Below are 12472 nucleotides of genomic sequence, written 5' to 3' on the forward strand. Positions count from 1 at the left end.
CGGCCGCGATTCGATCGATCGGAGTGCGGAGCCAGCAGCGGCCCCGCCCTGCCCGTCACAGCTGGTCGAGCAGCCCCTGCGCCTCGTCACGCTGGCGGCCGGAGCCCTCGTCCACAACCTCCAGCAGAATGCTCTTCGCACCCTCGGCGTCACCCATCTCCATGTAGGCACGCGCAAGATCGAGCTTGGTGGAAACCTCGTCGTCGTCTGGTACGGCGTCGTCGCCGTGGCCGGTCATGCCCGATCCCATATCGAATCCGAGCGCCGACGACGGCATCTCGTCATCCGTGAACTTGGATCCCGGTGCGGAATCGTGTCTGAGCCCGGATGCCGGCTCGACTTCGCCGAGCTCGTCAAGGTCCAGATCGAGGTCGGGTAGCTGTTCTGCAAGCATGTCGTCGTCCTCCCGGTCTGCGGAGTCCATCTCCGGGGAAATTTCGGAATCGTCGATATCGTCGAGTTCGGCCATCAACGAGTCGAACTCGTCACTTCCGCGCGAACCCGGCCCTTCGGTACCGGTGTCGTCGTCGAGGTCCAGATTCAGGTCATCGAACACGCTGCTCGAACCCGGGCGTGACGTGCTCGGACGGTCCTCGACATCGCTGATCTCCGAATCGAACGTCGACGCGTCCGATCGGCCCGAGAACGCCGCCGAGGAAAGATCCATGTCGAGGTCCAGTTCGGACTCGGCATTGAGATCAAGCTCCGACAGTCCCTCGAGTTCGTCCGGCAAATGACTGCTGGACTCCTCGGACAGCAGATCGGAATCCGAGGTCAGACTGTCGATATCGGGCTCGCGCCGATAGTTGGAGACCGGCGCGGAATCGAACGCGTCGAGATCATCATCGCCGGCCTCGCCGAAACCGGACGCGCCGTCCACATCGTCGGCCACGGCCGATGCCCCGAACGCCGCCGCGCCACCTGCGGCCGCGGCATACATCGCGTTCTTCGGATTGAGCTCATAGCCCCAGGCGAGCACCTTGTTCCAGACGCTGGTGTCGCGGTCCAGCCCCTTGCCCTTGAGTTCCTCGGCGAGGGCATCAAACGCACCGTGGTCTTTGGTCGCGAAGTGAATCTCGAGCAGTTTGAGTTTGAGGTCGGTGCGCTGGGGGTGGGCCTCGATGGCCTCGCTCACCAGCTCTTCCGCCTGCTGGTAGCGCCCGTAGGCCAGATAGACGTCGGCCTCGGCGAGCGGATCGACCTCGCCGGTGTCGTCCTGGATCGCGTCGATATCGCTTGGCGAGAAATCGCTCAGGAAAGAGGTGTCCTCGCTTGGCGCGGACGCCGGCCCGAGGTCCGGGGCACGACCGGCGGCGCCGGCAGCGGCCGCAGCGGCGGCCGGTGCGACGGCAAAGTCGCTGCGACCCATCTGGCGACGGCGCCAGGCGACGTACAGCAGTGCCACCAGAATCAGAATGAACGCACCAACCAGGCCGACCACCAGCGGGTTGGCCATGGCCCGGTCCATGAACCCAAGCTTGGGTTCAGCCGGCTTCTTCACCGAAACGATCTCGGGCGGCGGCGCCTCGACGATCTTGGTCGGGGCCGGCGGCTCGACGACCGGCGGAGCAACGACCGGTTCCGCAGACGGGCTCTCGGCGACGGGTTCGGGCATGACCGGCTCGACCGGGGCGACGGTCTCGCTGGCCGGCCCGGTCGGCGCCTCGGGGATCGCCGCAGGCTCGGCGAGCGCCATCTCCGGCATTGCGGGCTGCGCGTCGTCCGCCACCGTGGTATCGACCATGCCGGCGGAATCGATCTTTGCCGCGGCAGCGGCTGCGGCCTCGCGGGCCGCGGCCTCGGCGTCCTGCGCTTGCGCAAGTCGCTGCTGCAAGAGCGCGAGCTGCTCTTCCTTGAAGGTCAACAGGCGCGTCATCGCATCGATGCGCTCCTCCAAGTCCGAGACACGCGAACCAAGTTCGGCGTTCTCCTGCGCCGCGGAGGCATTGCGTTCCTCGGCCAGGACCAGCTTCTCACGGACCTGACTGAGTTCCTCTTGCAGACCTTCAGCGGCATTGTCTTGTGCGGCGGGGCCCGGCTCGGCCGCGCCGGGTTTGGCGCTGGCGAGCTTGAGCGAGGGCGCAGTCGACTCTGGTGCCGTGACCACCGTGGACGGCATTTCCTTGGCGCCTGCCTCGGGCACCACCGGTGCACCGGGCACGCTGTCGACCGCAGCCACTTCACGCGTCGACCGCCATTCGGCGACCTGGCGGGCAAACTCGCGCTGGGCAGCACCGGGTTCAACGTAGTCCGACTCCGTCGGCGCGTTCAGAATCCGGCCGGTCTTCAGAAGATTCGCGTTGCCGCCAATGAACGCCCCGGGGTTCGCGCGCACGATGGCCATCATCGTCTGCGCGTGACTGTAATCAGATCGACGCATCTGCTCGGCAATGACCCACAGCGTGTCATTGCGTTTGGTCGGTCCGTAGGCATCGACGCCCATCGCGGCACCGTCCGGGCTGGACGACGCGGCTGGCGCGGGGACGCTCGCAGACGGCGCGGCGGCGGTCGCGCCAGCGGTCGGCCGGGCGGGCACCGGCTCGGCCTTCGGCGGCGTTACGATCGGGGTCTGGGCGCGTGCGACGACGGTCGGCGGATCCAGGAAAACCGCGTATTCGCGCAGCAGGCGGCCCTTGAGCCAGTCCGCCTCGAGGATGAAATCCACGACCGGCTCGCGAACCGGCTCCCGGGTCGTGACATGGATGTAGTAAGTGCCATCCGCGCGCTGGGCCGGCTCGAAGCGCAGGCTGGTGAGCAGGAACGCGCGCGGCACGCCGGCACGCTCGAAGGCCTCGTCGGAGGCCAAGTTCACGCGCAGGTTCTGGAAGTCGACCGGTTCGACCGACACGAGGTCGATCTCGGCGTCGAGCGGCTGGTTGAGCGCGGAATTGGTGTGTACGTCCCCAAGCCCCAGCGCGAACAGCGCCACGGGGGACAGACTCAGGACCCCGGCAATTACCGCAACTGTTTTACGCACGAGCAATTCTCCTCTCGAGGCGTCGTTGTGCGCCCTCCCGCCCGGTCGAGCCGCGTGCGCGCGCCGGCCGACTGTAGAATACGCTTTATAATTTTCGCGTAACTATAGCTTATAAAAAGTCTTTTACCAACACTTCCGCGATCTGGACACTGTTCAGGGCCGCGCCCTTGCGAACATTGTCGGCGACCACCCACAGGTCGATCCCGCGCGGATGCGAAATGTCCTCGCGAATCCGGCCGACGAAAACGGCATCCCGCCCGGCCGATTCGGTGACCGGCGTCGGATAGCCGCCCGGGGCGCGCTCGTCGAGCACCTCCACGCCTGGGGCCTTTTTCAGCAGCTCGCGCACGGCCTCCGCGCTGATCTTGTCCCGGGTTTCGATGTGTACAGCCTCGGAGTGGCCATAGAACACCGGCACGCGGACGGTCGTCGGATTCACCTGGATGCGTTCGTCGCCCATGATCTTGCGCGTCTCCCAGACCATCTTCATCTCTTCCTTGGTGTAGCCGTTGTCGAGGAAGACATCGATATGCGGCAACACGTTGAACGCGATCTGCTTCGGATAGACCTCGGCGCGCGCCGGTTTGGCGTTCAGCAGATTCGCCGTCTGGCTCGCCAGCTCCTCGATCGCCTCCTTGCCGGTGCCGGAGACCGCCTGGTAGGTCGCGACGTTGATGCGCTCGATGCCGGCCGCATCGTAGATGGGTTTAAGCGCCACCAGCATCTGGATCGTCGAACAGTTCGGATTCGCGATGATGCCGCGGTTGCGGTAATCGGCGATCTTCTCCGGGTTGACCTCGGGCACGACCAACGGAATGTCGTCGTCGTAGCGAAACTGCGAGGTATTGTCGATCACGACGCAGCCGGCGGCGGCCGCCTTCGGTGCATATTCGGCCGAAACGCTGGCTCCGGCGGAAAAAAGACCAATGGGCGTTTTGGAAAAATCGAACGTCGAGAGGTCCTCGACCTTCAGATAGCCGTCGCCGAACGGCACGCGGTTGCCGGCCGAGCGGCTCGAAGCGAGCGCATAAACCTTCCCGACCGGAAACTTCCGCTCGGCCAGGATGGAAAGCATGGCCTCGCCAACGGCGCCCGTCGCGCCGACCACGGCGACATCGTATGTCTTGCTCATCAAAGTCTCGTCAGAAAGATATCACTATGCCCGATCAGCCCGCGGCCAACGCCGCGACGACCGCTTCGCCCATGGCGCGGGTGCCAACCACTTCGTGGCCGGAGCCGGCGATGTCCGCGGTGCGCAGACCACGATCGAGCACGGCAGCCACGGCGCGCTCGATCTGCTCCGCCAAGTCCGCGCGCGCCAGACTGTAACGCAGCAGCATCGCCACGGAAAGGACCGTGGCAAGCGGGTTGGCGCGATCCTGTCCGGCGATATCCGGCGCCGATCCGTGGATCGGCTCATACATGCCCTTGTTGTTCGCATCCAGCGACGCCGAGGGCAGCATGCCGATCGACCCGGTCAGCATGGATGCCTCGTCCGACAGGATGTCACCGAACATGTTCGTCGTGACCATCACGTCGAACTGTTTTGGTGCACGCACCAGTTGCATCGCTGCATTGTCCACATACATGTGGCTGAGTTTGACGTCCGGATACTCCCGCCCGACGCGCGTGACGACCTCCCGCCAGAATTCCGTCGCCTCCAGCACGTTGGCCTTGTCGACCGAACACAGGCGACGGCCGCGCACCTGCGCGGCCCGGAACGCGACATGCGCGATGCGTTCAATCTCGGGTTCCGAGTACACCAGCGTGTTGAAACCCTCGCGCGCACCGTCGGCACGGGTCCGAATGCCGCGCGGCTGACCGAAGTAGATGCCGCCGGTCAGTTCGCGCACGATGAGGATGTCCAGGCCGGCGACGATCTCCTCGCGTAATGGCGACGCGTCGGCAAGCTGCGGATACACGATCGCCGGGCGCAGGTTCGCAAACAGGCCGAGTTCCGCGCGCAGCCCAAGCAGTCCCTTCTCCGGCCGCCGCGCGATCTCCAGCGATTCCCACTTCGGTCCGCCCACAGCGCCGAGCAGTACTGCATCGGCCTCGCGCGCGAGCGCCAGCGTGGATTCGGGCAGCGGCCCGCCTGTGGCGTCGATCGCCGCACCGCCGACCGCCGCCTCGCGCAGTTCAACATCAAGCCCGGCGTTGGCGTTCAGCCATTCGAGGACAGCACGGGCCTGCACCATGATTTCGGGACCGATCCCGTCGCCCGCCAGTATCGCGATCAGATGACTCATCAGACAAATACCCCGTTCACACTTTCGAAGATTCGAACAACCATGGACGGCTTTCCCGACGTCGCGACTCGTAGTCACGGATCTCGTCGGCATGCCGAAGCGTCAGGCCGATGTCGTCCAGCCCTTCGAGCATGCGTTCCTTGCGGAACGCATCGATGTCGAACGCAAACGAATGACCATCCGGCGTGACGACCCGCTGCGCGGGCAGGTCGACCGACAGGCGATAGCCGTCCTGTCGCTCGGTTGCATCAAACAGTCCATCGACCTCCTGCCCATCCAGCACAATCGGCAGCAGCCCGTTCTTGAAGCAGTTGTTGTAGAAGATGTCGGCGAAGCTCGGCGCGATGACGACGCGAAAACCGAAATCGGTCAGCGCCCATACCGCATGCTCGCGGGACGATCCGCAACCGAAGTTCTCGCGCGCCAGCAGTATGCTGGCCTGCCGGTACCGGGGCTGGTTCAGCACGAAGTCCGGGATTTCCTCGCGCGCACTGGCCGGCATGCCGTACTCGCCCGGTGTCTTGTAGCGCCAGTCGTCGAACAGGTACGGACCGAATCCGCTGCGGCGGATCGACTTCAGAAACTGCTTCGGGATGATCGCATCGGTATCGACGTTGGAACGGTCGAGCGGCGCGACGAGTCCTTCAAAGGTGGTGAAAGCCTGCATGATCGTGATCCTCGGTTCAGTCCGCGGCCGGCGCGAATTCACGCACATCGACGAAGTGACCCGTGATCGCCGCAGCCGCGGCCATCGCGGGGCTGACCAGATGGGTACGCCCGCCCTGCCCCTGGCGACCCTCGAAATTGCGGTTCGAGGTCGAGGCACTGCGCTCACCGGGTTCGAGACGGTCCGCATTCATGGCCAGACACATCGAGCAGCCCGGTTCGCGCCATTCGAAACCGGCCTCGATGAAGATCCGGTCCAGGCCTTCCTCTTCGGCCTGACGTTTGACCAGCCCGGATCCCGGCACGACCATCGCCAGCCGGATGGAATCGGCGACCTTGCGACCGCGCACCACGCCGGCCGCCGCACGCAGATCCTCGATACGCGCGTTCGTGCACGAGCCGATGAACACCTTGTCCGGGCGAATCGCGGAAATCGGCGTGCCGGCGGCGAGCCCCATGTAGTCGAGCGCGCGCGCGATGCCGTCGCGACGGACCGCGTCGGACTGCGCGCCCGGATCGGGCACGGTGTCGGTCACGGGAACGACCATTTCCGGTGACGTGCCCCAGCTGACCTGTGGCGCGATCTCTGCCGCATCCAGCACCACCTCTCGATCGAATTTTGCATCCGGATCGCTGACCAAACCGCGCCAGTATTCGGCGGCCCGCTCGAACTGCTCGCCGACCGGCGCGTAGGGACGCCCGCGCAGGTAGTCGATCGTTGTCTCGTCCACGGCGACCATGCCAGCGCGCGCGCCGGCCTCGATGGACATGTTGCAGACGGTCATGCGCCCTTCCATCGAAAGCCCGCGGATCGCCGAGCCGGCATACTCGACGACATAGCCGGTCGCACCCGCGGTGCCGATCTCGCCGATGATTGCAAGGATGATGTCCTTGGCCGTGACCCCGAACCCGAGCGTTCCCTCTACGCGAATGCGCATGTTTTTCGCGCGCTTGTGCACCAGACATTGCGTCGCGAGCACATGTTCGACCTCGGAGGTACCGATGCCGAAGGCCAGCGCCCCGAACGCGCCGTGCGTCGAGGTATGGGAGTCGCCGCAAACGATGGTCATGCCCGGCAGGGTCGCGCCCTGCTCCGGCCCGATGACATGGACGATGCCCTGACGCGGATCGTCGATGCCGAACTCCGTGATGCCGAAGGCGCGGCAATTGCTGTCCAGCGTCTCGACCTGGATGCGTGACAGCGCATCGCTGATCCCGCCGGCGCGGTTGACCGTCGGCACGTTGTGATCGGGCACCGCGAGGTTGGCCCCGCGACGCCACAGGTCGCGCCCGGCCATGCGCATGCCTTCAAAGGCCTGCGGCGAGGTGACTTCATGCACCAGATGGCGGTCGATGTACAGCAGCGCCGTGCCGTCCGGCTCGCGGCGGACGACGTGCTCGTCGAAAAGTTTGTCGTAGAGCGTACGCGACATCAGGGGCTCCGGGCCGGCAATTGTGGCACCCACTATGGCGTAGCCAATGAATAACTACAATTCATATTTATTATTTTTCGAATTCCTGATGCATATAATTCCTCCATGGACCCCGCCAGCCTGCGCGCCTATCTCGCCGTCGCCGAACACGGCTCGTTTTCACTGGCCGCCGAGGCCCTGCACCTGACCCAACCCGCGGTCAGCAAGCGGATCGCCACCCTGGAATCCGAGCTCGGTGAGCGCCTGTTCGACCGGGTCGGACGCGGCGCGAAACTGACGGCCGCCGGGATCAACCTGATGCCCCACGCACACGGGGTGCTGGACGGCATCGCGCGTGCGCGGGCTGCCGTTGCCGCGAGTTCCGTCGAGGTCGCCGGACGTCTCAGCGTCGCGACCTCCCATCACATCGGCCTGCACCGCCTGCCGCCGGTGCTGCGAACATTCATCGGCCGCTATCCGCGCGTGGAGCTCGATCTCAGCTTTCTGGCTTCGGAAGCTGCGTGGGCCGCCGTCGGGCAGTCACGGCTCGAACTCGCGATCGTGACGCTGCCGCTGCGCGAGGACCCGCTGCTGGCGCTAACGCCGATCTGGGAGGATCCGCTGGTGCCAGTCGCGACGCCGTCGCGGCTCGGCGCGGTTCGGCCGCTCGACGCACTGACGACCCTGCCCGCGATCCTGCCTGCCCGCGGCACGACGACCCGCACCCTGATCGACCGCGCCTGCACGGCGGCCGGGCTCAGCCCGCGTGTGCGGCTGGAGACCGACCACCTGGAGACGATCCGCATGCTGGTCTCGGTCGGCTTCGGCTGGAGCGTGCTGCCACGCAGTCTGGTTGGGCCGAGCGTGACCGAAATCGACGTTCCACAGCTGCGCATGACCCGCCAGCTCGGGATCGTGCGCCACCGCCGACGCGAGGAATCGCCCGCCGCGCGCGCATTGATCTCGGCCTGCCGGTCGTCCGCAGGCGCCGCTCTGGCGCCGAACGCCGAAGGGCATTGAAAACCCCGCCCGCTGGTCTATAACCAGAGAAGGCTTGACGGGCCAGCCGCAGCTTGGCCCGGCGGGCCGGACGGGGGCCGCGCCCGCGCGGAGCTGTCCCCGACGTCCATGACCGGTCAGGCCGCGACGCCGCACGTGCCCCGGGGGCTCCTGTCTCGAGTATCACCCTCCCGCGACACGCTGCCGGCGCCGCCGGCCGGAGGAATCCCATGGCCAACGTACTCGTACATATCGACGAAACCCTGCCCGCGGCCGAACTCGACCGCCTGCAGCGGGATGTATCGCAACGCGACGGAATCATCAGCGCCTGCGTCAGCGACCGAGCCCAGCATCTGATGATCGTGGATTTCGACCACGCACGACTGCGCACCGCCGACGTGCTCGGCGAAGTGCGCGCCCACGGCCTGCACGCCGAACTGCTGGGGCTTTAACAGGATGTTGAAAAAGGCCCATCCATGGCCTTTTCAACGTCGCAACCGAAAAGCGTGGTTTTCGGTTGCCTCCGAAAATCCAACACTTGCATGTTCGATTTTCGGGCGAGACGTCCCTGTCTCGCGTGATCAGGCTGTTGAAATGAGAATTTCAACAGCCTGGCAACCCGTCGCATCGCACCCGGGCCGACCCGCGCGGGCCGGCCGTATAATTACGCCCGCCTGAAGGCGCCACTTGCCCTGTGACGAGCGTGCATCGGCTGCGCGCGCCGTCAACCCGTTCGCGCATCCCTTTAAACCCCAAAACCATGCAACAGACCGCGACCAATCTCTTCTCGCACCCGCGCTACTGGGCGGAGTGCTTTGGCACGGCACCGTTTCTGCCGATGTCGCGCGCCGAGATGCAGCCGCTCGGTTGGGACAGCTGCGACATCATCCTGGTGACGGGCGATGCCTATATCGACCATCCCAGTTTTGGCATGGCCGTGATCGGCCGGTTTCTGGAAGCACTGGGGTTTCGCGTCGGAATCATCGCGCAGCCGGACTGGCGCGACACAAGGGCATTCGCCGCACTCGGCCCGCCGAATCTGTTCTTCGGCGTGACTGCCGGAAACATGGATTCGATGATCAACCGCTATACGGCGGACCGAAAACTGCGCAACGACGATGCGTATACGCCGGACGGAATCGGCGGCAGTCGCCCGGACCGCTCGGTCATTGTCTACAGCCAGCGCTGCCGCGAGGCGTTCCACGACGTCCCGATCGTCATCGGCGGCATCGAAGCCAGTCTGCGCCGCATCGCGCAGTACGACTACTGGGACGACGAGGTGCGCCGTTCGGTCCTGATCGATTCGGGCGCGGACATCCTGCTGTACGGCAACGCGGAACGCGCCATCGCCGAACTCGCGGCACGTGCCGCACGCGGCGAACGCATTCGCGACATGCACGACATCCGCGGCACCGCGGTCGTGCTCGAATCCGTGGCGGCCGGCTGGACCGAACTCGACAGTTCCCGCGTCGACTGGCCGGGAACCATCGACGCGATCCCGAGCCCTTACCAATACGAGGCAGCGAAAGCGGGTTGCACGAAGAGCGACGGTGCCGCATCCGAAAGCACCACCGTCCGCGTCGTCCCCTTGCCGCTGCATCGCAGCGAGTCGCTCGACCCGCGCACCACCTGCATACGCCTGCCGTCGTTCGAAAAGGTACGCAACGACGCGACGCTCTATGCTCACGCATCGCGTGTGCTGCATGTCGAAGCCAATCCGCACAACGCACGGCCGCTGGTGCAGCGCCACGGTACGCGGGAGATCTGGATCAACCCGCCACCAATCCCGCTGGAAACCGACGAGATGGACGGCGTGTTCGACCTGCCCTATGCGCGAGTGCCGCACCCGTCCTATGGGAAACGGCGCATTCCCGCCTACGAGATGATCCGTTTCTCCGTGAACATCATGCGCGGCTGCTTTGGTGGCTGTACGTTCTGTTCGATCACCGAACACGAGGGCCGCGTCATCCAGAGTCGCTCACATGAATCCATCCTGCGCGAGATCGAAGCGATTCGCGACAAGGTGCCGGGGTTTACCGGAACGATTTCGGACCTCGGCGGCCCGACGGCCAACATGTACCAGCTTCGCTGCAAGAGCGACGAAATCCAGTCGAACTGCCGACGTCTGTCCTGTGTGTATCCGACCATCTGCAAGAACCTCGATACCGACCACTCACCGACCACCGAGCTTTACCGCAAGGCGCGACAGGTGCCCGGTGTCAAGCGTGTCGCGGTCGCCTCGGGTCTGCGCTACGACCTTGCCGTGAGGGACCCCGAGTATGTACGCGAACTCGTCACGCACCACGTCGGCGGTTATCTGAAGATCGCCCCGGAACACAGCGAGGAAGGCACACTGTCGAAGATGATGAAACCGGGCATGGACAGCTACGAGGAGTTCAAGGCGATGTTCGATCGTTACTCGAAAGAGGCCGGCAAGGAACAGTACCTGATTCCATATTTCATCGCCGCGCATCCGGGTTCGACCGACGAGGACATGCTGAACCTCGCGCTGTGGCTGAAGCGGCAGCGCTTCCGCCCGGACCAGGTACAGACCTTCTATCCGTCACCGATGGCCATGGCCACGGCGATGTATCACTCGGGCCGCGATCCGCTACACAAGGTCGGCTACAAGACCGACAAAATGTTCGTGCCGCGCAGCCCCGAACAGCGTCGGCTGCACAAGGCGTTCCTGCGCTATCACGACGAGAAGAACTGGCCGCTGCTGCGCGCAGCGCTGAAGGACATGCATCGCGAGGAACTGATCGGCGATGGCGAGAACCAGCTCGTTCCGGCAGAGCGCCCGGGCAGCGCCGGACGTGGGCACAGAAATCAACCAGCCCCGGGCAAGCGAGCAAGGAATCCGTCCCGCCATACACAACCCGCCGCACGCGGGCCGCGCAAGCGTCGGCCTAAGGCACGACCCGCGCGATAAGGAGCGCGGCCTGATTCTCGTCCGAGCCGAGCGTTTTTGACTCGCTTTCGAAGTCACCGCTCGATGCCGTCGGCTGACCGGAGCGTGACACCCGCGCCTGCACCCGGATCTGGTCGAACGCCGAAATCCTGAGCTGCGGCATCATCGCCATGGAATCGTCGAGCTGCACCTGTGTCGGCAGGGTGCTCACGGGGATTCGTGCAACCGCGAGCGGCATCGGTGGACCACTCGCGGCGCGCGCAAAAATGAATACCGTTTCATCGCCCTTGAGCTGGCTGCGCAGCTCGTCGGCAAGCGTGACGTCGACCTGTACGCTACGCGCGCCGGCGTCGGCCACGACCTCGGGCGCAGCGGCGAGCTCGGGCGCCCCCTCCACCGTGCCACCGGCCATCTGGATGGACTCGCGAACGCGGGTCGCGTCTTCACCGTCCGGATCGAGCCGCGCAAGCAGATCGCGCCAGACGGCAATCGCCGCGTTGTTTTCGTCGGCCTGATAGTGCGCGAATCCGCGCAACCAGGCCGCCACCGGGTTGTCGGGTTCAGCGGCCAAGGCGGCATCCAGCAAGGCCGCCGGACGCCCGGTGAAATTCCGCTCATTGACCGTCGCGAGCGCCTGCGCCAATCCGAGGTAAACCGACGCGGGCGGGTGCTCGTAGAGCTCGAGCGCACGCTCGTAGGCCGGCACGGCTTCCTCGATGCGCCCCATGACGGTGTAGCTGCGCCCGAGCATCAGCCAGCCTTCGGGATTGTCCGGATTGGCCTGAAGTTTCTGCTCGAGCCGTTCGACCATCTCCTCGACGGACATCTGCGGCGCGGCATCACCCCCACCGGCAACCGCGGTTCCGCGCTGCGCAATCGCGACCTCGAACTGCGGAACCAGCGACTGCGCGCCGAGCAGGCCATAAAACAGTATCGCCGCAACCGGGATCGCCACGACCAGCACGATCGCCATGCCCCAGGCGGGACGACCCGCCGCCGCAACCGGTGAGGGTTTCGCATCCGGGTCTACGTCACCGAGCAGTTCGCGCTGCACATCGGCGCGCGTGGCCTCGAACTGGTCGGGTGCGATCACGCCATTGTCGCGCTCGGCCTCGAGTTCCGCGAGCCGCGCCTTGTAGACACGCAGATTCAGGGCACGCGCACGTTCCGGCGCACTGATCTGGTGACGCAGCAGGGGGAACATTACGAGCGCAAGCGCGAGCGCGAGCATCGCGGCAACAACTGTCCAGAACATCAA

9 protein-coding genes are annotated in these 12472 nt (G+C 65.4%); 3 read left to right on the forward strand and 6 right to left on the reverse strand.

All coding sequences use genetic code 11. The annotated features are described in order from the left end of the window. Positions 1-55 precede the first annotated feature (55 nt). From KDG50_15755 to leuC, 5 genes are all read right to left on the reverse strand, one after another. A complete protein-coding gene (locus KDG50_15755) occupies positions 56-2977 on the reverse strand; it encodes a hypothetical protein (GenBank protein MCB1866872.1) in 2922 nt (973 codons plus the stop codon). Between the two features lie 109 nt (positions 2978-3086). Next, positions 3087-4112 carry an aspartate-semialdehyde dehydrogenase gene (locus tag KDG50_15760; GenBank protein ID MCB1866873.1) on the reverse strand — a complete coding sequence of 342 codons (1026 nt, stop codon included), beginning with the start codon at positions 4110-4112 and terminating at the stop codon, positions 3087-3089. A gap of 31 nt (positions 4113-4143) precedes the next feature. After that, the gene (leuB, locus tag KDG50_15765) at positions 4144-5226 is read right to left on the reverse strand and encodes a 3-isopropylmalate dehydrogenase (protein MCB1866874.1); all 1083 of its coding nucleotides are present in this window, start codon (positions 5224-5226) and stop codon (positions 4144-4146) included. 16 nt (positions 5227-5242) lie between these two features. Then, positions 5243-5893 carry a 3-isopropylmalate dehydratase small subunit gene (leuD, locus tag KDG50_15770; protein MCB1866875.1) on the reverse strand — a complete coding sequence of 217 codons (651 nt, stop codon included), beginning with the start codon at positions 5891-5893 and terminating at the stop codon, positions 5243-5245. A 16-nt stretch (positions 5894-5909) separates the two neighbouring features. Next, entirely contained in the window at positions 5910-7328 is a 1419-nt protein-coding gene (gene leuC / locus KDG50_15775) for a 3-isopropylmalate dehydratase large subunit (protein ID MCB1866876.1), read from the reverse strand. Positions 7329-7430: 102 nt separating this feature from the next. Between leuC and KDG50_15780 the strand changes: the two genes are divergently transcribed. The 3 genes from KDG50_15780 (at position 7431) to KDG50_15790 (ending at position 11235) form a co-directional block, all read left to right on the forward strand. Further along, a complete protein-coding gene (locus KDG50_15780) occupies positions 7431-8324 on the forward strand; it encodes a LysR family transcriptional regulator (GenBank protein ID MCB1866877.1) in 894 nt (297 codons plus the stop codon). Positions 8325-8533: 209 nt separating this feature from the next. Further along, positions 8534-8755, forward strand: coding sequence for a hypothetical protein (locus KDG50_15785; GenBank protein MCB1866878.1), 222 nt, complete (start codon positions 8534-8536; stop codon positions 8753-8755). Between the two features lie 308 nt (positions 8756-9063). Further along, on the forward strand, positions 9064-11235 hold the full coding sequence (locus KDG50_15790; GenBank protein MCB1866879.1) for a YgiQ family radical SAM protein: 2172 nt from the start codon (positions 9064-9066) through the stop codon (positions 11233-11235). On the opposite strand, the gene ccmI is transcribed toward KDG50_15790, so the two are convergent. After that, positions 11213-12469, reverse strand: coding sequence for a c-type cytochrome biogenesis protein CcmI (gene ccmI / locus KDG50_15795; protein MCB1866880.1), 1257 nt, complete (start codon positions 12467-12469; stop codon positions 11213-11215). The genes KDG50_15790 and ccmI overlap by 23 nt on opposite strands. Positions 12470-12472 lie beyond the last annotated feature (3 nt).

Source organism: Chromatiales bacterium (genome assembly GCA_020445605.1).
Taxonomy (GTDB): domain Bacteria; phylum Pseudomonadota; class Gammaproteobacteria; order JAGRGH01; family JAGRGH01; genus JAGRGH01.